A 21574-nucleotide genomic window follows, 5' to 3' on the forward strand; every position below is an offset into this window, starting at 1 on the left:
ATGTTTTTTGAAATCGGGTACTTTCTTAAATGTGCACCTAGACGAAAGGGGAGAAAACGATGCGAGCTGAAAACAACTTCATCAACGGTGAATGGATCGAGACGGGTGAGACGATTGAAGTACGGAATCCGGCGACCGGCAACATCATGGCCACGGTGACGAAAAGTGACGAAGACGAGGCCCGCTCGGCTGTCGACGCGGCCCATGACGCACTGAAAGACTGGCAACAACGGACAGCCGAAGAACGAGGCGCCTTGTTGCTAGAATGGCACCGCTTGATCGCCGAAGAGACGGAAGCTGTCGCTCGGACGATGGTCGAGGAACAAGGAAAACCTTTAAAGGAAGCTGTCGGCGAGATTCGCTACGCCAACGGGTTCATCGAATGGTATGCCGCGGAAGGTCGCCGTGTGTACGGAGAGACGATTCCCGCCTCAGCGAACAACAAGCGCATCTTCGCCATTAAGCAACCAGTCGGCGTCGTCGCCGCGATCACCCCATGGAACTTCCCGGCGGCGATGATCACCCGGAAAGTCGCTCCCGCCCTCGCCGCCGGGTGCACTGTCGTCATCAAACCGGCATCGGCCACGCCGCTTACGGCGATCGAGCTCGTGAAGTTGGCAGAAAAAGCAGGCTTCCCTCCTGGCGTCATCAACCTCGTCACCGGTACCGCCTCGGACATCGTCAAAGTATGGCAACACGACCCGCGTGTCCGCAAGTTGACGTTCACCGGTTCGACAGAGGTCGGTAAAACGCTCATGCGCGGCGCCGCCGACACGATGAAGAAACTATCACTCGAGCTCGGCGGACATGCTCCGCTGATCGTCACCGCCAAAGCCGACTTGGAGAAGGCCGTCCCGCAAGCGATCGCGACGAAATTTCGGAACGGCGGACAGACGTGCGTGTGCGCCAACCGGATTTACGTGGAGAAGTCCATCGTCGATGCGTTCTCCGAAAAGTTCATCGAGGCCGTCGAGACGCTCCAAGTCGGTAACGGGCTCGATGAAGGAGTCGACATCGGGCCGCTCATCGACGAGGCTGCCGTGGATAAAGTTATGAAACATCTCGAGGACGCTCAAATTCGAGGCGGGGAGATCACGGGCGGCGAGCAACTCGACGGATTATTCGTGCGGCCGGCCGTCGTCCGCTATGCAAACGAGGACATGCTGTGCATGAACGAGGAGACGTTCGGACCGGTCGCACCGATCGCTTCGTTCGACACACTTGAAGAGGCAATCGAACGGGCGAACGCGACGCCGTTCGGTCTCGCCGCCTACGTGTTCACCCAAGATATCAACGAGGCGCTCTATTTGGCCGAAGCACTCGAATACGGCATCGTCGGGGTGAACGACGGGCTGCCGTCGACCCCGCAAGCCCCGTTCGGCGGATGGAAAGAGAGCGGTCTCGGCCGTGAAGGCGGTCATCACGGTATCGAAGAGTATTTGGAAGTGAAGTATATTTCGCTCGGACTATAAAAATGACCGGTTGAACGTTGCGTTCAACCGGTCATTTTCACTGTTCCACCCACTCAATCAGTTCGGCCGGTGTGGCGATCACATGATCCGCGAGCGCCCACTCCTCGTCATTGCCGAAACCAAATCCGGTCAAGACGACCGGGAAGTCATGCGCCCGAGCCGCCTCGACGTCGGACTTGCGGTCACCGACCATGACATAGTCCGTCTCGCCATGTCGCAGACGATGCGCCGTCAAAATATCGGCTTTCTTCTCCCCGCTCACCGACTCCAAACATTCCGGAGCGGTCATGAAGCGCCGGATCCCTTGCGAGTCGAGAATCAAATTCAAATAATGAACGCCGCAGTTGCTCGCCGTCGTCAACGTATGACCGTTCGCATGGAGCGTCTCGAGCATCTCATAAATCCCGTCGAACAAGACGTGCTGGTCTGCCATCGCATGTTCGAGCGTCTCATGCCGCAATTTGCGGATTTGCCGAATTTCCTCGAGCGTCGCTTCCGGGATGACGTGTTCCCAAAACGCGTTGCCTGCCAAACCGTACCCGGAACGGACGATTTCCTCGCTCGGTTTCGGTAAATGCGGGAGTTGCTCTAACGCCTTATGAATCGCTTCTGTCATCGGGACCGTCGTGTCGACGAGCGTCCCATCGATATCAAATAAAATGACTGCCATATCGTGTACCCCTCTCTGTTCTACTTCTCTTACCGTAGCAGAATGCCCATAAAATCAAAAGCAGAAACCCCAATCCACAAAAAAACGGCTGAACGTTTAGGTTCAACCGGACAATAAATCAGCCACGCCAGAAGCTCATGCCGCCCTTGACCGAATAGACATCGGTGTAGCCGGCACTTTTCAGCATCGCAGCTGCTCGCTGACTCCGCATGCCGCTTTGGCAGATCACATACACAGGGCGATCTTTATCTTTTGGATATTGAGCACTCGCGTTCCCGAACCCTGACAATGGAACGTTTTTCGCTTGTTTAATATGCCCGCCCCGGTATTCTTGAGGCTCTCGGACGTCAAGCAACTGAATGTTGCGCTCCTCGGCAATTTTCCGTTTCAACTCATCCGTCGAGACCGTCTTCACACTATTTCGTTTCGTCCACCAGAAATAAATCAAACCAATCACTACCGCTACAAATAAGAAATCAAGCATGTGTCCGCCTCCGTTATGCGTAAGTTTTATTAACCTCATTATACCCCCTATGGTATATAAGTCAATGCAGACGCCTCGAAAAAAAGCCACGCCATAAGGCGCAGCTTAAAAATCGAGCAACGAATCGGTTTTCGGTTGCTCGTCTTCTTCGAGCGGAATCCCTAGGAAGGCCGCCATCTGTCGATCGAGCGGCGGTTTCACCTCTCTAGACGGAAGCGTCGGTTCGACAGCCGTCGACGTCGAAGACGAGCTATCCGCAAGCAACAGTTCACAGTAGCCCATCAACTTGGCCACGTGCCGTTTCTGCGTTTCCCCGCTCGACTGTTCGATTTGCGTCATCACTTGTTTCATCTGAGTGATGAGTTGCTGTTCTGTGATCATACGTACACATCCTTTACCCCATCATTGTGCAGGAAGTCCTCACACCTCGCAAGCGTCACGCTTATTTCTCGCGTGCGTCCAGCCACGATTGGAACGCCTCGTGATCAAACCGGACTTGCGCCGCATAAAATCTAGCCCACCGTGAGATTTGACGGACGAAGAGTGCCCGCGCGTCCCCAATCGCTGCGGCGATATGTTCACTCGCCTCATAATCAAGCACGTTGGCGTCAGCATCGGCCCGCGCATGAATCTTGGCCGTGATTTCAGCTTGGACTTTCAACGTCGCGATCAACGCGCCCTCGTTTTTAATATGCTTCGCTTTTACTTTCCGCTTGTACGGAGAACGTTGCCGCACGTAGTATTCGTTGCCATCGATCGTCAAGTAGCCGAGGTACGGGTCGTGACTATGCACCATCGCCCGTTGCGCCGCGGTCACACGAGCCCCTTGATGCGAAAGCCCGTCCTCAAACAGCGGATGCGTCGGTAAAAAGAGCGACGGCACGGCCGACTGCGCCTGTTTCATCTCGAGAATGACGTCTTCGTCATGTTCCGCGTCCGCCCCTTCAATCAAGATGTAATAACGTTCGAGACCGATCGAGGCCGTCCCGCTCTCGAGCTTGATGGCGATGTCTTTCACTTCATAGTGATCCGCATGATGGCGATGCGCTTCCGATAATGAAGACAAATAGTCTGGCCAAGCATGCTTTATCTTCTCGGTCATACCGGGACTGACCGGGATGAGGTCGTCACTCGTCGCGAAGTAACGTTCCTCGTCACGCACTTCGGTCCGTTCCGCCATGAACGCGTCTTTCTTCTGCTCAGCCTTCTTGATCACTTTCTTGATCGCTTTCGACGTATTCGCTTTCGTGAACTGGACGTCCTCGTCCTCTCCTTTCGCATAGCGGGCGATGGCGCGCGCGTATACTTCCGCATACGTCTCGATGGCCTCCGTCGCGTCGAACCCGGATTCGGCAGCGAACAAATCGACCGAGATCGCCATCCGCAACACATCGAACAAATAAGAGCCGAGGTACGCCTCATCGAAATCGTTCACGTCATAGATGATCGTACCGGCACCGTCTTCGAAAACACCAAAATTCTCGAAATGAAGGTCACCTTGAATGAACGTCGGATACGTTTCTCCCGTGTCGAACGCGAGCGGCACTTTCGCGAAATCGTAGTAAAACAAGTGTGAGCTGCCCCGAAAAAAGGAAAACGGACTCGCGCTCATCTTCTCATATTTTTCCCGTCTCGCTTCCTCCGACAGATGCCGGACCGACGTATCGTAATAATCCAGGACGGTCGCGATTGTCTCCCGACGAATTTGTTGTTTGACCGAAGTGAACATCGGATTCTCCCCTTCACGCATCAAATAAGTGCTTGTACTCCCCGTAACCGGCTGACTCGAGTTCTTCTTTCGGAATGAAGCGCAAGGCGGCCGAGTTGATGCAATAGCGTAAACCGCCGAGCTCTTTCGGACCGTCATCGAACAAGTGGCCAAGATGGCTGTCGCCCCGTTTCGAACGGACTTCCGTGCGAACCATATGGTGTGTCGTGTCCATGTTCATATCGAGCCGTTTTTCTTCAATCGGCCGGGCAAAGCTTGGCCAACCGCAATTGGACTGAAACTTGTCACGCGAAGTGAAGAGCGGTGTGCCGTCGACGATGTCGACGTATAGTCCTTCCCGTTCTTCGTCCCAATATTCGTTTTGGAACGGCGGCTCGGTCCCATTCTCTTGCGTCACTTTATATTGCATCGGTGTGAGCCGTTCTTTCAATTCTTTCTGTTGTTTCTTGTCGCTCCACGCCTCTTTCACGAACTTGGCGCGGCCCGAACCGACCCGGTACATCTCATAACGGAACGGGTTTTTCTTGTAATAGTCTTGATGGTAGTCTTCCGCCTCCCAAAACGTTTTGGCCGGACGGATCTCGACCTCGATCGGACGGTCGAACCGACCCGAATCCTCGACAGCTTGTTTAGAGCGTTCGGCCGCGTCACGTTGCTCTTCTGAATGATAGAAGATGGCCGGACGATAGGATTCGCCGCGATCATTGAATTGGCCGCCACCGTCCGTCGGATCGATTTGACGCCAATAGATGTCTAGCAGCTCCTCGTAGGAAATGACATCGGGATCGTAGGTGACTTCGATCGCCTCTAAATGACCCGTCGTCTCAGAACAGACTTGTTGATACGTCGGATTGTCGACATGTCCTCCGGTATAACCAGAAATGACGCGTTCGACTCCTTCGTATTTATGAAACGGTTTGACCATGCACCAAAAACAGCCTCCCGCAAACGTAGCTTTTGCCATGTTGAATCCCTCCTTACTATGTAGTGTACCCAAAAAAATGGCGCGACAACAAAAAACGAGAACCACGAACGTGTTCTCGCCTTCAGTCTTCGACGCGGTTCATATGCCGCATCACTAAAAATAAAATCACAACGACGATTCCGGCGCCGAGTACAGTCAACGCCAAGTTGCCGCGTGCCGATAATGTATAAAAGATTGCTAGCCCGATCAAAATGAGCGCGATCGGAATGAACGCTCGTTTGAAGTGATCCCAATAACGCACGGACAGTCCCCCTTTTTCTCTATCATACCAAACATTTTTGATATGATAGAAGGGAAGCTCGATTTAACATGACAAAGGAGACGACAACATGGATGTAGCCACGCTATGGGCCAACCGCCCGACGCTCGTTTGGGAAGACCGATTGAACGAAGGGGATGACATCTATACGTTATCGGCGATCCTTGCCGTCGATGCCGCCCTTAAACGCTATGTGACCGCATTGACGCATTCGGACGGTTCAGAGGCCTCTGTGTTGGCCGCTGTTCGAGACGTCGTCTTGCGCTTGAACGAGTTGGATGAAGAGCACGACTATTTCATCGAGACGTTAGAACGAGAAGAACTGTACGAGTTCATCGCGGCCGGAGCAACGCTCGCCGGGTATGAGACGGACGAAGACGTGACCGAGGAGTGGCGTGAGTGGTGAACAGGTTCGTCCAACTCGAACGGAGCCAGCGCCATTTTCCTATGATAAAATAAAGTAATTCTTTCCATTTCAAGCAGGGGGACTGTGTCCATGCTCACGATTATCAATTCATTCTTCATCGACTTATGTATTTTGTTCACGCTGTTCACCATTTCCTTTCTGCCGTATCGCAACCGGCCCCGCCTGACTCCGAACAGCCCGCTCAAGAGCCGGGTGCTGCTTGGCATTCAAAGTGGGCTCGTCGCCTTGATTTTGCTCGCGAACGCCCTCCATCTCGAAGGCGTGCTCATCGATTTGCGGGCCATCCCGATTTCGCTCGCCGTCTTGTTCGGCGGCTGGGTCAGCGGAGCCATCGCCGGGGGCTTGTTTTTGATCGGCCGCTTTTTCATGATCACCGACGGCGAGTTCGTCGGCTTTTACTTGGCGGTTTTGACGATGGTCGCGCTCGTCTTGCCGACGAGCCTGTTGCGCTTCAAACTAGATAACACCCGGAACACGTTGTTGATTTTCACTACGATCAGTGTCGTCGTTTTCGGATCGGCGCTATACTATGCGTTGCCGCTCGAACTGTTTTATCCGATCCTGTTCGTCTACATCGTGATGGTATACGTCGGCGCATGCGCCGCTTACCGTCTGCTCCATGAGTTGCGCCGTCACTTCGAGAACGTCCAGCACCAGCAACAGCTCGCCCGCACCGATGCATTGACCGGGATTGCTAACCGCCGGCTGTTGAACGAGGCGATGGCGAACTTGACCGTCGAGGCGGAAGAGTATGCGCTCATCCTCGTCGATATCGACCATTTCAAGCGCGTCAATGACACGTACGGACACGACGTCGGAGACGACGTCTTGCGGGAGCTCGGGATGCTCCTCGTCTCGGAAAGTCACGACGACCACCTCGTCGGCCGCTTCGGAGGCGAAGAATTTTTGATCATCATGCCGAACGCTCAAAAAGACGAAGTGACCCGTCTGGCCGAATCTATACGAGAAAAAGTCTCGACGTTCCCGTTTGAGACGAGTGCCGGCACGCTTCACATCACCGTCTCGCTCGGTGCCTGCCATTCGAACGATATCGAGGTCGACAGCGTGTTAAAACATGCCGATGAAGCGTTATACCACGCAAAGGAATCGGGACGCAACCGTTTCATATTGGCTTCATGACGCCATAAAACGTTCGTAAAGGTTTAACACGTTCGCCGGATTTCCCGCTTTACTTTCCTTGGTCGAATCGGTACACTAGGCTAGACTTTGGTTACGTAAACGAGATAATCATCGATTTGACTAGAAAAAGGGGAAACACATTTCATGGCAGTATTGTTATCATTATTCGGATTGATGTTCGTGGGATCGTTCGTCCTCGACTATCAACGTGGTAAGACGTTCCGCCAGTCGCTCTTTGGGGGAGTCGATACTTTAAAACGGAACTTATTCATCTTTTTGCGCACCTCAATCTCCATGACCATCTTCATCGGACCGCTCCTCCTCCTCTCGATGCTCGCCTTCCCGCGTCTCGTCGGATTTGAAACGGTCGCCGCTTTCATGATTGCCGTCTTGAGCATCGGGTTCGCCGAGCGCATCATCGGGATGATTGTTGCCCCGCTCGTCCGAACGTTTTGGCACCAGCGCGGTAAATTGATGCCACTCTATCTTGATGCGGGACTCTATATCTTTTTGCTTTCGATTCTCGTCTTAGAGTTTTTATTGAATATTCCCGGCGTCGACATCGGCTCACCGGTTATCGCTGTATTCTATGCCTTCGCTTTATTCTATATCCGATACTTGTTCAGCCTGCTTCGCTTTACACTAAGTAAAGGCGTTCCATCTAGCTGATTCGATTCATATGACTGCGGCCCATACCGGCCGCAGTTTTCTTTTGAATTTTAATTGACAATGAGAATCGTTATCATTTATACTCAACGTGTAGCTCCCAAAAGCTTGACGCCTTCGTTCCCCAAACGCATGCGTCACGTGGATTCCCCTCCACGACACTCTTTTTGAAAGCATTGCGACAACCCCCATTTGTTGCACCCAGATTTGCCATAAAAAAACGAGCGGCTCTCCGACGGAGCCGCTCGTTTTTCATTTAGGCGAACACATCTTGTTCGATTTGCTTCAATCCATAGAACGTGCCGCGGCTTCGCATCAAGTCCTCGTACGAACCGACCTCGATGACACGGCCGGCTTCCATGACGATGATTTGATCGAACGCTTCGAGCCCGTTCAACCGGTGACTGACCATGACGAGCGTCGCCGCTTCTGCCGTCCGAAATATTTCCTGATAGACGGCGGCTTCGGTCCTGGCGTCGAGCGCCGAGGTCGCCTCATCGAGCAGCCACACCTCGCCGTTCTTCAACAACGCTCTAGCGATGGCGAGTCGTTGCCGTTCCCCGCCGGACAAGTTCGCGCCTTTTTCAAGCACCGGCTCGTCGAGCGAGAAACCGAGACGGACGCTCGCGAGCGCCGCTGTCATCTCGTCGTCGGTCCGGTCTCCGGCGAGCGCCAAGTTTTCACGAATCGTTCCGAAAAAGAAGTGGTTCTCTTGGAGAACGACGCTCGCATGTTGCCAAATCGACGCCTGCGTGACGTCGTCTAGGCGTGCCTCATCGATGAAGACGTTCCCTTCGTCAGGGCGGACAAAAGCGAGAAGCAACTGTAACAACGTCGATTTCCCCGAGCCGCTCGGTCCGACGATTGCCGTTTTCGTTCCGCTCGCAAACACGGCATCGACGTCGACGAGAACGTCTCGGAACGTGTCCGGATAGCGATAGCTCACGTGCTCGACTTTGAGCGACGGCGCCGCCTCAAGCGTGATCGGATGACGTGCGGCTTCTGCCGCCTCGATCGCTTCGCTCGGGGCGACGACTTCGAGCAATCGGTCAGCCGCTTGTTTGCTGTCCGCAAAATGACCTGGGAACACCGCCATCGGCGTCGCATTCTCAAACGCCGTGAGCGACATCATGATGAGCATCGCCAAGAAGAGACCGTCGAGATCCCCTCCGACGACGAGATACGCCCCGATGGCGAGCACACCCCATGAAACGAGGAGAGACGCCCCGACGACGAGCGACGAGTTGAAGAACTGATTCGTCACGTCTCGCCGTTGAACTGCGGCGTAACGGTCGCTTCGGTCGAGCAGATCGTCTCGTGTGCGTCCGAGCTGATCATGAAGCAACAGGTCTCGATACCCGTACATCATCTCGGTCATCCCGCTCGACAAGTCTCCGCGGAGCGTCCGAATCTCTTGGTCATGCTTGGCGCGAACGCCTGCGAACAACGCCGGAATCAAAAACCCGGTCACGATCACGCCAAACAAGATCCATAGGCTGACGAGCAGTGAGAAGTACGTGACGAAAAAGATTGTGCTCAAGAACACGAGCACTAAGATGATAGGCGGATAGAACACGCGCAGAAAGTAATTTTGCAAACTTTCGACGTCTCCGACGACACGCGCGAGCAAATCCCCGCTTCGGTACTTGGCGAAAATGTTCGGGACGAGCGGCTCGAGTTGGCGATAAAACCGAACACGAAGTTCGCTCAAAATCGTGAACGTCGCCCGGTGCGAGGCGAGACGTTCTTGGTAACGAGCACTTGCCCGGATGACGCCAAACAACTTGATCAAGACGACCGGGATCATGAGCGCGTAAAGAGGCGGCACAAGCCCGGCCCGGGAGACGAGATACCCGCTCGCCGCGAATAACGCGACGGCGGCAAGGCCGGCCACATAACCGAAGAAGATCGAGAGGACGATATCCTTCTTCTCTTTCATCATCCATTTGGTGATTGTCCAAAGTGAACTCATCCGCTCACTCCTTTCTGCAGTGCAAACAATTCGGCATAGGCTGGCACATCGAGCATTTGCTCATGCGTCCCGCTCGCGACGAGCTCGCCTTCTTCCATGAACCAAATCGCATCAGCCTGTTTGATCGTGTGCAGGCGATGCGCGACGGTGACGAGCGTCGCGTCACGCGACAACTCCTCGATCGACCGCCGAACGATTCGTTCGGTCATCAAATCAAGTCCTGTCGTCGGTTCGTCGAACAAGATAATTCCCGGCCGCTTCAAGAATGCGCGGGCCAGCGCGAGTCGTTGCCGTTCACCGCCGGAAAGTCCGTAACCGCCTTCCCCGAGCTCGGTATGGAGCCCGTCCGGCAAGTTACCGATGACGTCGACGAGTCCTGCCGCTTCTGCCGCGCGCAAGATGGCTGCCTCATCGGCCGTTTCGCCGAGCGCGATGTTGTCGGCGAGCGTCCCGGCGAACAAGTAAGGGTTTTGTGAGATGTATCCGACCGTCCCATACCAAGACGTATCGGTATACGTGTGGAGCGGCTTGCCGTCCACGAGCACTCGCCCGGCATCCGGGTTGACGAGTCCGGACAAGACGTTCAACACGGTCGTCTTCCCTGATCCGCTCGCCCCAACCAAGGCGACGTGGGAACGAGCCGGGATTTGACCGCTGAGCGGATGGAGCGTGAAGCGCCCGCCTTCATATTGAAACGAGACACCTTCAAGTGACAGGTCCGGGGTCCGGTTCGACAGTTCACGGTCGCCCCATGTGATGCGCTCTTCCGGGGCATCGAGCGCCTCGAAAATCCGGTCGGCCGCGCCCATGCTGCCGCGTCCGGTATGGAACGCACCGCCCAAGTCTTTGATGGCCAGGTAATATTCAGGTGCCAACACGAGAATCAAGAACCCTGCGAAGAACGTCAAGTTTTGCCAGACGACCATCTGCAACGCGACTTCAAGCGCGACGACACCGGTACTGAGCATCGAGATAAATTCGAGCATGAGTCCGGACAAGAAGGCGGTCTTTAAGACGACCATCGTCGCGTCCCGAAAATCAAGGCTGCTCTTCTCGATCGCTTGGGCTTCCCGTTCGGTCCGCCCGTACAACTTGAGCGTCGTCAACCCTTGCAAGACGTCCAAAAACTTACCCGAAAACTGATTCATCTTCTCCATCTGTTGCTCAGACTTCTTCTGGGTCGCAATCCCGATGATGATAAAGAAGATCGGGATGAACGGCGCCGTCACCATCATGATGACGCCCGAGATCCAATGCTGGCTGAAGACGACGATAAGGATGAGAAGCGGGATGATCGACGTTTGAATGACTTGCGGCCAGTACTGGCTGAAGTAGGCATCGACTTCATCGACCGCATCCATGTAGACGCTCACTTTTTTTCCGGACTGACCGGACAGTGAGGTCTCGATCGGATTCGACGTGTAGCGATCGAGCAACTGTCGCCGGAGCGTCCGCTTCGCCTTTTCCGACAGACTTGCCCCGATTCGGCCCGAGACGTAACCGAACATCGCCCGTACGAGCAAGGCGAGGACGAGCCAACCGAGCGCCGGGAGGACACTTTCAAATGATTCATTTTTTAAGAAAACACGATCGACGACATCGACGATCAAATAGGCTTGGGCCAAAATCGACAACCCGATCATGACGGCCGCGATGACGAGCCCGACGATATGCCGTTTTTCGGCTAAAGCGAGAGCTTGCAGTCGTTTCACTGCGTTCATCCTTTCTAACAATCCGTAACATCATTTCTTTGTGATGATTCTCACTAATTATATCGTATGCATCGCTCCATAGCGAACGCTTCGCTTAGCAGGACATGCAAAAAACACCGTCCGGTTCGAACGGTGTCAATGGCTCGCTTGCTCGAAGTATTCAGGATGCTCGGTCACGAGCTGGCGGGCATCCAATTGAAGGATGTCTTCTTTTCGGAGCTTGGACAAAATGTTCGAGACCGTCTCCCGTGACGTCCCGGAGATTCGTGACAGCTCGACCGTCGTGAACGGACAACGGACCCGGACCCCGTCGGCATCGCGTTCCCCGAGGTCTTCGATCAAATAGTGGATCGTGTTCAACACGCGGTCGGTCGCACTCGGTGTGATGATCTCTTGAACACGCCGCTCGTGCAAATCAAGAATCCGATTCATTTGTCCGACGATGTGCAGGAGCATCGTCGCATTTCTCGAGACGAGCTGTTCGAAACGGTCGGTTGGCATATAAATGACCGAGATATCGGTGAGCGCTTCCGCCGAATGCCGATAATACGTCTCTGTGAACATGCCGCTGTACGGGAACAGTTGCTTCGGTTTCAAATAGTCCGCATATTGATAGGTCGCCGCTTCATTCAAACGTTCGAGTTTGACGTAGCCGTCCATCAAAAAATAGACACGCTCGCGCGGGTCCCCTTCCATGAACAAAATCTGTCCTTTCCGATACGTGCGGCAGTAGACGTGGGGCAGGAGCGCCTCTAATTCCCGACTGGCACTCTTTTGAAAAACATCGATTTGTCTCAAGTCGTCGATCGTCCATCGCTGTGACATCGTGCATCCCTCACTTCCTCAATCAACTTCTTCTCTCTCAGTATAAGGGATTGAGCTTATGTAAACGCTTTCAAATTCCGACAGTTTTCTGACAAGAAAAAAGAGGGGCTACCCCCCTCTTCAATCCAGCATCAGTTCCATGATTGCATCTTGTAAGTCGCGATCCAATTCGAGCGCATGTAAATCAAAGAGCCAAGCTTCAAGCCGCGTTTTCGCCGCGGCCGACCGATAGAGTCGATCCTTCAAATCATACGCGATCTCGGCTCGATCAAGAAATTGATATAAGCGATCGAGACGATTATCATTCGTCGTCAGCTCGACCGGGAGCTCGACGGTCAGCTCTTCTTCAATCGGACCGAGTTCGACACGAAGCGTCTGTGTCGCCCGCTCATATTCGCCTTCTGCTTTAACGCCGCGCACGAGCAAGGTGATGTTCCGCTCCTCCGGTAAGACGGTCGTGTCCCCGGTCACGCGGATGTGTAAGCGTCTCGCTTCCCAATCAAGGGTGAATGTCGTTTCCGCATAGGCACCGGTCTCATAGGCGCGATCCGTTCCGTTATCTTCAAACAACGTGAACGTGTTTGAGGCGCCCGGAAAGACGACGACTTCAAGTTCGGCCGGATTGTCCGTATTGTTGCTACCGGTATGGTGTGCCGCCATCGGGACGATCGCCCCGGCTTTCGCGAACACGGCCTGTTCGTCAAGTCGCCGGAAAGCACGCACGGATTTTCCACCGACGTAATGATGTCCGGTGAAGAAATCGAACCAGTCGCCTTCCGGTAACCAAACGTTCGCCGGAGCGACGTGGAGGCGGTCGTTTCGTTTGACGACGATCGGGGCCACAACTAACTCACTGCCGAAATAATACTGATTCGGCGCTTCGTATGCCATCTCGTCTTCCGGATGGTCATAATACATCGGCAAGATGAGCGGTGTCGCGTCCCTATGATTGCGCCAATTCATCGTATACAAATATGGCACGAGTTGATGTCGGAGCCGAAGGAAGTGTTTCATGGCCTGTTCGGCTTCCATACCGAATCGCCATGGCTCTTTCCCATTGAAAATGCTAAACGTCGAATGGAGTCGCGTAATCGGACTGAACACGCCGAAAGCGACCCAACGTGCCGCGAGCTCATCGTCTTTCACGCCACGGTAATGCCCACCGATATCATGGCTCCACCAGCCGTATCCGATATTCGAGGCCGTGGCCGTGAAGTACGGCTGGAACGCGAGTGAAGCCCACGAGATGAGCGTGTCGCCCGAGAATCCGACCGGATAACGGTGACTCCCCGGCCCGGCATAACGCGAAAAGATGAGCGGCCGGTTGCCGTCGCGCGCGATATCGACCGCATGATAATGATTCAGCATCCAAAGCGGGTCGAGTCCTTCCATCTTCGACGTCGACCCTTGTTGCCAGTCGATCCACCAAAAGTCGACGCCATCCGCTTCATGCGGATGATGCATCTGCTCAAAATAGGATTGGATGAAACGCTTGTCGGAGAAGTCAAACGGAATCCGGTCACCGGTCTCGGGATCGATGCCCATCGCCTCCGCCATCGCCGCATACTGATCTTCAAATGCGCGGACACCATCGGCGGGATGCAGATTTAATGTCACGAGGAACCCTTCTTCTTTTAACCAACTCAAAAAGCCTTTCGGGTCCGGGAACAAGTTTTTATTCCACGAATAGCCCGTCCAACCGCTCCCGAATTCTTCGGGGATATCCGTGACGTGCCAATCCATATCGATGACACTGACGGAGAACGGAATGTCCTCGGTTCTGAATCGATGCATCAGGCTCTTATATTCCGTCTCATCGTATCGCCAGTAGCGGCTCCACCAGTTGCCGAGCGCCTTACGCGGCAGAAGCGGCGTCGGGCCTGTCAATTGATAGAAATCGCGCAGTGCTTGCCGATACTCGTGGCCATAACCGAAGTAATACAAATCATGGATGCCTTTACGACGAGGTTCCACGAACCGATCGTCTGTCATGATGAATGATGTCGAGTCGTCAATCACGGCATAGCCTTGTTTTGAGGCGATTCCTTCTTCAAGCTCAACCGCACCGTCCACGTGGTCAAGTGTCCGGGCCGTTCCTTTTAGCGTCCGTTCTACCCCATGGAACGTGTAACGGCTGTAATACGTACTAAAGTTCCCCTTCACGTCTACATAGAGCGTGTTCGGTGCGAACGGGCCTTTCACGTAATACAAATGAACGTGCTCCGTGATGATTTGCAGCTCATGCTCATTTTCCACGACGCGAAAATCTGGGACGTCGAACTCGCGATTCCAGACGACTTGGGTCGGTCGATCTTCAAACACACCATCCTCGGCATACTCCATCCGAATCAATTGACTCGTGAGCACGGTGAAGCGATAACAATGTCCTTGAACGATGGCACGTTCGTCCGCCTGCGGTTTCATTTGTTTCGTATAGACGTTGTCTTGTTCAAATAAGCGCATAGTGTCGAGCGTTGCCGCTCTTCGTCACTTCCTTCCCAAATATAGTACAACCGTTTACACCATTGATGATCACCATGTCTGGTTCGACATACAACCTTCGTTCCCTATGTCAGAGCGGAGAAAACGAGGAGAGGCCGATTCACAAAAAAAGCCGCGATTTTGATCATCGCGGCTTCGTGCTTATTGTTGGAGCGTCGCTGCGAGGCGGACGCGGGTCCCGATATCGCCGCGAACGGCTGTCCGGGCTTGAGCGAGCGATGTGATGACCGCGACACGACCTTCCCCGGTTTCCGCAAATTGAAGGGCGGCCCGAACTTTCGGCAACATGCTGCCCGGTGCGAACTGTCCTTCCGCGATGTACGTCTCGAGCTGTTCTTTCGTCGTCTCTTCAAGCGCCGTTTCTTCAGGCGTCCCGAAATTGACGTACACGTGATCGACCGCTGTCAAAATGAGGAGCATGTCTGCTTCGACGAGTTCGGCCAGTTTCGCGGCGGCGAAATCTTTGTCGATGACGGCCTCGACCCCGACGTAACCGTCCGGCGTATCGACGACCGGGATGCCGCCACCGCCTGAGGCGACGACGATATGTTCGCGCTCGACGAGGTCGCGGATGACGGCGTGCTCACAAATCGCTACCGGGAACGGACTTGGGACGACGCGGCGATACCCTCGACCGGCATCTTCTTTGAACACGTAGCCGCTCTCTCGTTCGATGCGCACCGCTTCTTCCTGCGAGTAGAAAGGGCCGATCGGTTTGGTCGGGTGGCTGAAGGCGCTGTCGTTCGGATCGACGACGGCCCGGGTGACGATCGGGGCGACTGAACGTTCGAGCCCACGGGCCCGAAGCGCTTTTGTGAGTGCATTTTCAAACCAATAACCGATCATGCCTTGCGTCATCGCGCCGCAGACGTCGAGCGGCATCGCCGGTGTCGCCTCGCTGTCGGCAGCCGCTTGTTGCAACATCAAGTTGCCGACTTGCGGGCCGTTCCCATGCGTGATGATGACATCGATCCCTTCTTCAATCAATCCTGCGAGCGCATCAGCGGTCGTCTCGACAGCACGAATTTGGGCTTCGGCCGTCGCATCCTTTCCTTGTTGGATCGCATTTCCGCCTAACGCAATGACGACTCGTTTTTTCACCATGTCTGTTTCCCCCGATCAAATGACTGAGATGTTTCCTGTGACGATGCGAACGACTGCTAAAATGGCGAGCGCCGTCAAGATGCCGGCGACGATCCATTCTGTTCTCGTCAACGTCTTGATGCCGTTCTCACGTTGTGCTTTCACATAAAGGAGCGTGCCTGGTGCGTACAGCATCGTCGTCAACAACAAGTAATCGACGCCAGCCGCGTAGATGAGCCAGATGCCGTAAATCGAAGCAACCGCCCCGATGATCAAGTCACGCGTCCGTCGTTCACCGGCGTTATACCCGATGCCGCCTTTCGCCACTTTCACTTGATAAAACGCGGAGAACGCGTACGGGATCAAGATGGCGCTCGAGGCGAGCGAGAACGCAAAGTTATAGGCGGCGTCCGAGAACAAAAACGTGAAGAGGAACAATTGAATCAAACCGTTCGTGAGCCAGAGCGCATTGACCGGCGCGTTGTTCTTATTCTCTTTCGTGAACCATTTCGGAAAGACACCGTCTTTGCCGGCGACGTAAGGAATCTCGGCTGCAAGGAGCGTCCAACCGAGCCACGCCCCGAGAACGGAGATGACGAGACCGCCGTTGATGAGCATGGCTCCCCATGGTCCGACGGCAGATTCTAACAAGTAAGCCATCGCCGGTTGAGAAGCGTTCGCCACGTTTTCTGGATTCATCAGCCCGAGCGACATGATCGAGATGAGCAAGTAAATGACGAGCGTCCCGAGGAGACCGATGACCGTCGCTTTCCCAACGTCCGAGCGTTTCCGGGCCCGGCCGGACAAGACGACGGCCCCTTCGACCCCGATGAACACCCAGAGTGTGACGAGCATCGTCGAGACGACTTGGTCTTTTACGCTGCCCCACGAGAAGCCGCCTTGGCCCCAAAAGTCGAACGTGAAGTTGTCTAAATTAAAGAAGAACAAAGTGATGGTGATGAAGGCAAAAATCGGAACGAGTTTCGCAATCGTCGTGATGATGTTGATCATCGACGCTTCATGGATGCCTCGTAAAATGAGTGAGTGGACGAGCCAGAGCATGATCGATGCCCCGATGATGGAGGCGATGTTTTGACCGCCTGCGAAGATTGGGAAGAAATAGCCGACCGAACTGAACAACAGCGTCGCGTAGGCGACGTTTCCGAGCCAAGCCGAGAGCCAATAGCCCCAGGCCGAGTTGAACCCGACGAACTGACCGAAACCGGCCCGGGCGTAACTGTATACCCCGCCGTCGAGGTCGGGACGCCGCATCGTCAAGTTTTGGAAACTGAGACCGAGCGTGATAATCCCGATCCCGGTGATGACCCAGCCGATGAGAATCGCACCTGCGTTCGCTCCTTGGGCCAAGTCGGCTGCCAAGTTGAAGGCGCCACCGCCGATCATCGAACCGACGACGAGTGCCGTCAGGGCCCCGAGCCCTAACCGTTTGTCTTTCGGACTAGGACTTGCGCCAACGGAACCGCTTGAGTCATGATCTATTTTCGTAGACATTTAACTCATCCCTTTCGATTAAGTAAGGGGAGGAGACCCTCCCCTTCTTCAACGTTCAAGCCACTCAGACGTGTCGGCGAGAGTCGCCGCCATGACCGCTTTGATCGTGTGCATCCGGTTTTCCGCCTCATCAAAGACGAACGAGTGGCGGCTGCGGAACACTTCATCCGTCACTTCCATCTCTTTCAAGCCGTGCTCTTCGAAGATCGCGCGACCGACCTCTGTTTCTAAGTCATGGAACGCCGGCAGGCAATGCAAGAACATGACATCCGTATTTCCCGTCTTCTCGAGCATCTCCATGTTCACTTGGTACGGACGAAGGAGCTTGATCCGCTCTGCGAACTCCGCTTCTTCTCCCATCGACACCCAAACGTCCGTATAGATGACGTCGGCGTTTTTGACCGCCTCGTCGATACTCTCGGTCAACGTGATTACCGCCCCGGTCTCTGCCGCCACGGACCGCGCATACTCGACGACCTCATCAGATGGCCACAATGATTTCGGTGCGCAGATGCGCATATCCATTCCGACTTTCGCACCGCCGATCAATAACGTGTTGCCCATGTTGTTGCGGCCGTCTCCGACATAGACGAAACGGATGCCGGCAAGATCCCCTTTTTGTTCTTTCACCGTCAAGAAGTCGGCCAAAATTTGTGTCGGATGGTACAAGTCCGTCAACCCATTCCATACCGGGACGCCAGCATCGCGCGCGAGTCCTTCGACCGTCGCATGGGCGAAGCCGCGGAACTGGATCCCGTCAAACATCCGTCCGAGGACGATCGCCGTGTCACGGACCGACTCTTTTTTACCGAATTGAATGTCCGACTTACCGAGATATTCAGGATGCATGCCCAGGTCGACAGCTGCGACTGTGAACGCACACCGTGTCCGCGTCGACGGTTTTTCGAACAGCAAGGCGACATTTTTGCCTTCACAGATCCGGTGCGGGATTCCTTGTTGTTTTTGTCGTTTGAACGCGGCTGACAAATCGATCAAGTAGTTCAATTCGTCTCCCGAAAACTCGTTGAGCGATAAAAAGTGACGACCTTTCAAGTCAAAGTTGTACGTTGTGGACATGCTCGTTTCCTCCTCGTCAAATATCTTCGCGAATAATTGGACAACTCATGCAACGTGGGCCCCCACGACCGCGCGACAGCTCGCTCGACATGATCTCGATGACCTCGACGCCTTCCGTACGCAACAGTTCATTCGACACGTAGTTGCGGTCGTATGTGACGACGACGCCCGGAGCAATCGCGAGCGTATTCGAACCGTCGTTCCACTGCTCACGCGCCGCGGCGATCGGGTCTCCGCCACCGCAAGGGATAAGGACGATTTCATCAAGCCCGAGGGCACGTTTTAACACTTGCAACAAATCGGTATGTTGCGTGATATGAAGCTCGCCTTCTTTGTTCAATGTCAGTTCAAAGATGTTCATTTTGCCTTCTGGGCCTTGAATGAACGGATGGATCGTAAATTTGTCGTGGTCGACCATCGTGAAGACGGTGTCGAGGTGCATGAACGCCCGTGACTTCGGAATCTCGATCGCGATGACTTTTTGAAACGTGCCGCCGTTTTTGAGCAAGTTGAGTGCGACCCGTTCGATTCCTTGGGCGGTCGTCCGTTCCGATATCCCGATGGCGACGACTTCTTTCGACAAGACGAGCTCATCCCCGCCTTCCATCGCGAACCGATAGTCCCGGTCCGACCAAATCGGGATGTCATGTTTCGCGAAGCGCGGATGATATTTCATAATATATTGCGTGAACAAAGATTCACGGCGGCGTGCCGGCTCTTTCATCCGGTTGATCGATAGTCCGTTGCCGATGGCCGCAGCCGGGTCACGCGTGAAGTAGAGGTTTGGCATCGGGTCGAGATAGAACGGATACGTGTCTTCGATCATCTCATGCAAATGACGGCGCTTCTCCGGCTTGATTTCCGACTTCCGGATCCCAGCCATGACCGTCTCGATCAATTGTTCATTATCATAAGCGAGCAAATATTCTTTGAGCGTCTCGTATGAGCCGTTAATGTTTGATTTTGACTCCGACAAGATGTCGGCGACGAAACGTTCACGCACACCCGGGAGCGACAGCGTCTCTGCCATTAGTTTTTCTAAATAGAGCACTTCGACGCCGCGGTTTTGGAGCGCGCTCGCGAAGTAGTCATGTTCTTTTTGAATGACCGGTAAGTGTGGGATGTCGTCAAAGAGGAGTCTCTCTAAATATTCGGGGGTTAAATTTTCAAGCTCGCGGCCCGGACGTTTTAGAAGCACCGTCCTAAGTTCGCCAATTTCTGAATACACGTGGATTGGATGTTTCAGCGTTGTATCCCGTGAGGTCCGTTGATCCATCATCGTTATCATCTCGCTTCCTCCTAGTGTTTCGGGTGTGTTGCTACCCTTACATTATCAACTTACCCAATATCGGGATGGGTAAGTCCGACAAGACACGTGTGGCGGATTCCACAGTCAAATGTATGAAAGATTGAGGAAATTGAATGAACAAACGGTTGTGAACGACTGAACAAGCGGTTAGAAAAGGCGCCTATGAATAATCGTTGTATGCATTGTGAAAAAAATTCATTATTTTATTTTTAGACGGATAAGGTAAGATAGTGACGTGCCTCAAGATTTTGAAGAAAAGGAAGTGAGTCGATGGCAATCGAACGTACAGAACATGCGCGTCACCAAGCTCAAGTGACCGCGCTCATTCAAAAGGGGGACCCGGTCGATTTCCGCGACCTGTTCCTCACGTTACACCCCGGTGAACAAGCCGACTTGTTTATCGAGCTCGAGCAACCCGAGCGACAGTTCGTCTATCAAGCGTTGACGCCGGAAGTGTTTACCGATCTGTTTGAAAAACTTGAACTCGAGAATCAGGAGCGGTTCATCCAAGAGATGCCGCGCCCATACGCCGTCCGTGTCTTGAACGACATGTTCTCGGACAACGCGGCCGATTTGATGAACGAGCTCCCTGACGACTTTATGAACGAACTGTTTGAACAAATGGATGAGACCGAAGCGACCGAAGTCAAAGACTTGATGCGCTACCCGGACGATACGGCCGGAGCGGTCATGACGACCGAATTCGTTGTCTTGAAATCAGACAAGACGGTCGGTGAGACGCTCGAAGAGCTGCGCGACCTCGGACCAGATGCCGAGACGATTTACTATTTATACGTCATCGACGCGTCGGGACGCCTCGTCGGCGTCGTCTCACTCCGTGACTTGATTGTGTCACCGTTAGACGCTCGAATCGCCGACATCATGGGAAGCCGTGTCGTCTCGGCGAACGTGCTCACCGACCAGGAAGATTTGGCCCGGACCGTCCAAAAGTATGACCTTCTCGCCCTGCCTGTCATCGACGATGAAGAGAAATTGCTCGGCATCATCACGGTCGATGACGTCATGGACGTCATCGAGCGCGAGACGACAGAAGACTTCGAGGAGCTGTCCGCGACGAAAGGATCGTCCGACATCAATATGGGACCGCTCGAAGCAGCGAAAAAACGAGCCCCGTGGATCATCAGCCTTATGTTTCTCGGCATGATCACCGCCTCGACGATCGGCGGCTTCGAAGAGACGCTCGAAACGATCGTCCTCCTTGCCGTCTTCATGCCGCTCGTCATGGGGTCGGCCGGAAACGCGGCCACCCAATCGCTCGTCGTTGCCGTTCGCTCGATTGCGCTCGGGACGATCAATCGGAAAAATGTCATCAAAATGGTACGACGTGAGTTCGGGACCGGGGTCATTCTCGGCCTCGTCTGTATGGTCGTCATCTTCGGCGTCATCACGTTCCTTTATGATAACGCCTTGATCGGCCTCATCGTCGGTATCTCTATATTCGCTGCGCTCAGTGTGGCGACGACCGTCGGGACGCTCATCCCGCTCCTCATCAACCGGTTAAAACTCGATCCGGCCGTCGCTTCAGGCCCGTTCATCACGACACTGATGGACAACCTCGGCTTGATCATTTACTTCACAGTCGCCACATCGATGTTGCAGTTCCTCTAAACGAGACGTTTGCTTCGGCAAGCGTCTTTTTTTATTACGTTTCGTTTACAAATAGAAAAACGGGAAATAATTCGTTTCACCCGAGGGTATCACTATCAAATACTTATAAATAAGAAAGAAC

Annotated in this window: 19 protein-coding genes; 5 read left to right on the forward strand and 14 right to left on the reverse strand. The window is 54.1% G+C overall.

Going from position 1 to position 21574, the window contains the following annotated elements; all coding sequences use genetic code 11:
- Positions 1–59 precede the first annotated feature (59 nt).
- On the forward strand, positions 60–1472 hold the full coding sequence (locus JJU47_RS03400; protein ID WP_228616213.1) for an NAD-dependent succinate-semialdehyde dehydrogenase: 1413 nt from the start codon (positions 60–62) through the stop codon (positions 1470–1472).
- Positions 1473–1509: 37 nt separating this feature from the next.
- Here JJU47_RS03400 and JJU47_RS03405 read toward each other — a convergent pair whose 3' ends face one another.
- The 6 genes from JJU47_RS03405 to JJU47_RS03430 all read right to left on the reverse strand — a co-directional run bounded on the left by JJU47_RS03405 (position 1510) and on the right by JJU47_RS03430 (position 5581).
- A complete protein-coding gene (locus JJU47_RS03405; RefSeq protein ID WP_228616215.1) occupies positions 1510–2142 on the reverse strand; it encodes an HAD family hydrolase in 633 nt (210 codons plus the stop codon).
- 118 nt (positions 2143–2260) lie between these two features.
- Entirely contained in the window at positions 2261–2626 is a 366-nt protein-coding gene (locus JJU47_RS03410) for a rhodanese-like domain-containing protein (RefSeq protein WP_228616217.1), read from the reverse strand.
- A gap of 105 nt (positions 2627–2731) precedes the next feature.
- Positions 2732–3007 (reverse strand): DUF5327 family protein, encoded by a 276-nt coding sequence (locus JJU47_RS03415; protein WP_228616219.1) that lies wholly within the window; start codon positions 3005–3007, stop codon positions 2732–2734.
- 61 nt (positions 3008–3068) lie between these two features.
- Positions 3069–4355, reverse strand: coding sequence for a DUF2252 domain-containing protein (locus tag JJU47_RS03420; RefSeq protein ID WP_228616222.1), 1287 nt, complete (start codon positions 4353–4355; stop codon positions 3069–3071).
- A gap of 13 nt (positions 4356–4368) precedes the next feature.
- Complete coding sequence (gene msrA / locus JJU47_RS03425) at positions 4369–5319, reverse strand: peptide-methionine (S)-S-oxide reductase MsrA (RefSeq protein ID WP_228616224.1); 951 nt, start codon at positions 5317–5319, stop codon at positions 4369–4371.
- An 82-nt stretch (positions 5320–5401) separates the two neighbouring features.
- Positions 5402–5581, reverse strand: a complete 180-nt coding sequence (locus tag JJU47_RS03430) for a hypothetical protein (RefSeq protein WP_228616226.1) — start codon at positions 5579–5581, stop codon at positions 5402–5404.
- Between the two features lie 88 nt (positions 5582–5669).
- Here JJU47_RS03430 and JJU47_RS03435 point away from each other — a divergent pair, with 88 nt between their 5' ends.
- From JJU47_RS03435 to JJU47_RS03445, 3 genes are all read left to right on the forward strand, one after another.
- Complete coding sequence (locus JJU47_RS03435; RefSeq protein ID WP_228616228.1) at positions 5670–6005, forward strand: hypothetical protein; 336 nt, start codon at positions 5670–5672, stop codon at positions 6003–6005.
- A 90-nt stretch (positions 6006–6095) separates the two neighbouring features.
- Positions 6096–7166, forward strand: a complete 1071-nt coding sequence (locus JJU47_RS03440) for a diguanylate cyclase (protein WP_228616230.1) — start codon at positions 6096–6098, stop codon at positions 7164–7166.
- 144 nt (positions 7167–7310) lie between these two features.
- Positions 7311–7835 (forward strand): hypothetical protein, encoded by a 525-nt coding sequence (locus JJU47_RS03445; protein WP_228616232.1) that lies wholly within the window; start codon positions 7311–7313, stop codon positions 7833–7835.
- Between the two features lie 253 nt (positions 7836–8088).
- Here the strand turns inward: JJU47_RS03445 and cydC are convergent, their stop codons facing one another.
- The 8 genes from cydC to arcA all read right to left on the reverse strand — a co-directional run bounded on the left by cydC (position 8089) and on the right by arcA (position 19761).
- Positions 8089–9804: a thiol reductant ABC exporter subunit CydC gene (gene cydC, locus JJU47_RS03450; RefSeq protein WP_228616234.1), complete on the reverse strand. Its 1716-nt coding sequence runs from the start codon at positions 9802–9804 to the stop codon at positions 8089–8091.
- Positions 9801–11525 carry a thiol reductant ABC exporter subunit CydD gene (gene cydD / locus JJU47_RS03455; RefSeq protein ID WP_029693736.1) on the reverse strand — a complete coding sequence of 575 codons (1725 nt, stop codon included), beginning with the start codon at positions 11523–11525 and terminating at the stop codon, positions 9801–9803. The genes cydC and cydD overlap by 4 nt, the downstream gene beginning before the upstream one ends.
- A 126-nt stretch (positions 11526–11651) precedes the next feature.
- The gene (locus JJU47_RS03460) at positions 11652–12341 is read right to left on the reverse strand and encodes a Crp/Fnr family transcriptional regulator (RefSeq protein WP_024371214.1); all 690 of its coding nucleotides are present in this window, start codon (positions 12339–12341) and stop codon (positions 11652–11654) included.
- 120 nt (positions 12342–12461) lie between these two features.
- Positions 12462–14804 carry a glycoside hydrolase family 31 protein gene (locus tag JJU47_RS03465; RefSeq protein WP_228616236.1) on the reverse strand — a complete coding sequence of 781 codons (2343 nt, stop codon included), beginning with the start codon at positions 14802–14804 and terminating at the stop codon, positions 12462–12464.
- Between the two features lie 180 nt (positions 14805–14984).
- Positions 14985–15947 carry a carbamate kinase gene (arcC, locus tag JJU47_RS03470; RefSeq protein ID WP_047374881.1) on the reverse strand — a complete coding sequence of 321 codons (963 nt, stop codon included), beginning with the start codon at positions 15945–15947 and terminating at the stop codon, positions 14985–14987.
- A gap of 15 nt (positions 15948–15962) precedes the next feature.
- Complete coding sequence (arcD, locus tag JJU47_RS03475) at positions 15963–17438, reverse strand: arginine-ornithine antiporter (RefSeq protein WP_047374879.1); 1476 nt, start codon at positions 17436–17438, stop codon at positions 15963–15965.
- A gap of 48 nt (positions 17439–17486) precedes the next feature.
- Positions 17487–18515 carry an ornithine carbamoyltransferase gene (argF, locus tag JJU47_RS03480; RefSeq protein WP_047374878.1) on the reverse strand — a complete coding sequence of 343 codons (1029 nt, stop codon included), beginning with the start codon at positions 18513–18515 and terminating at the stop codon, positions 17487–17489.
- A gap of 16 nt (positions 18516–18531) precedes the next feature.
- Positions 18532–19761 carry an arginine deiminase gene (gene arcA, locus JJU47_RS03485; RefSeq protein WP_228616285.1) on the reverse strand — a complete coding sequence of 410 codons (1230 nt, stop codon included), beginning with the start codon at positions 19759–19761 and terminating at the stop codon, positions 18532–18534.
- Between the two features lie 333 nt (positions 19762–20094).
- On the opposite strand from arcA, the gene mgtE reads away from it, so the two are divergent.
- Complete coding sequence (gene mgtE, locus JJU47_RS03490) at positions 20095–21453, forward strand: magnesium transporter (RefSeq protein WP_228616238.1); 1359 nt, start codon at positions 20095–20097, stop codon at positions 21451–21453.
- Positions 21454–21574 lie beyond the last annotated feature (121 nt).

The sequence above is a fragment of the Exiguobacterium sp. genome (assembly GCF_020832205.1).
Classification (GTDB): Bacteria; Bacillota; Bacilli; order Exiguobacteriales; family Exiguobacteriaceae; genus Exiguobacterium.

Bases quoted from the DNA above. Each gene is read 5' to 3' on its own strand.
- JJU47_RS03405 (WP_228616215.1), bottom strand. From the start codon at position 2,142: ATGGCAGTCATTTTATTTGATATCGATGGGACGCTCGTCGACACGACG.
- JJU47_RS03415 (WP_228616219.1), bottom strand. From the start codon at position 3,007: ATGATCACAGAACAGCAACTCATCACTCAGATGAAACAAGTGATGACG.
- JJU47_RS03465 (WP_228616236.1), bottom strand. From the start codon at position 14,804: ATGCGCTTATTTGAACAAGACAACGTCTATACGAAACAAATGAAACCG.
- JJU47_RS03460 (WP_024371214.1), bottom strand. From the start codon at position 12,341: ATGTCACAGCGATGGACGATCGACGACTTGAGACAAATCGATGTTTTT.
- JJU47_RS03420 (WP_228616222.1), bottom strand. From the start codon at position 4,355: ATGTTCACTTCGGTCAAACAACAAATTCGTCGGGAGACAATCGCGACC.
- arcD (WP_047374879.1), bottom strand. From the start codon at position 17,438: ATGTCTACGAAAATAGATCATGACTCAAGCGGTTCCGTTGGCGCAAGT.
- arcC (WP_047374881.1), bottom strand. From the start codon at position 15,947: ATGGTGAAAAAACGAGTCGTCATTGCGTTAGGCGGAAATGCGATCCAA.
- cydD (WP_029693736.1), bottom strand. From the start codon at position 11,525: ATGAACGCAGTGAAACGACTGCAAGCTCTCGCTTTAGCCGAAAAACGG.
- JJU47_RS03410 (WP_228616217.1), bottom strand. From the start codon at position 2,626: ATGCTTGATTTCTTATTTGTAGCGGTAGTGATTGGTTTGATTTATTTC.
- JJU47_RS03400 (WP_228616213.1), top strand. From the start codon at position 60: ATGCGAGCTGAAAACAACTTCATCAACGGTGAATGGATCGAGACGGGT.
- msrA (WP_228616224.1), bottom strand. From the start codon at position 5,319: ATGGCAAAAGCTACGTTTGCGGGAGGCTGTTTTTGGTGCATGGTCAAA.
- cydC (WP_228616234.1), bottom strand. From the start codon at position 9,804: ATGAGTTCACTTTGGACAATCACCAAATGGATGATGAAAGAGAAGAAG.
- JJU47_RS03435 (WP_228616228.1), top strand. From the start codon at position 5,670: ATGGATGTAGCCACGCTATGGGCCAACCGCCCGACGCTCGTTTGGGAA.
- argF (WP_047374878.1), bottom strand. From the start codon at position 18,515: ATGTCCACAACGTACAACTTTGACTTGAAAGGTCGTCACTTTTTATCG.
- JJU47_RS03445 (WP_228616232.1), top strand. From the start codon at position 7,311: ATGGCAGTATTGTTATCATTATTCGGATTGATGTTCGTGGGATCGTTC.
- JJU47_RS03440 (WP_228616230.1), top strand. From the start codon at position 6,096: ATGCTCACGATTATCAATTCATTCTTCATCGACTTATGTATTTTGTTC.
- mgtE (WP_228616238.1), top strand. From the start codon at position 20,095: ATGGCAATCGAACGTACAGAACATGCGCGTCACCAAGCTCAAGTGACC.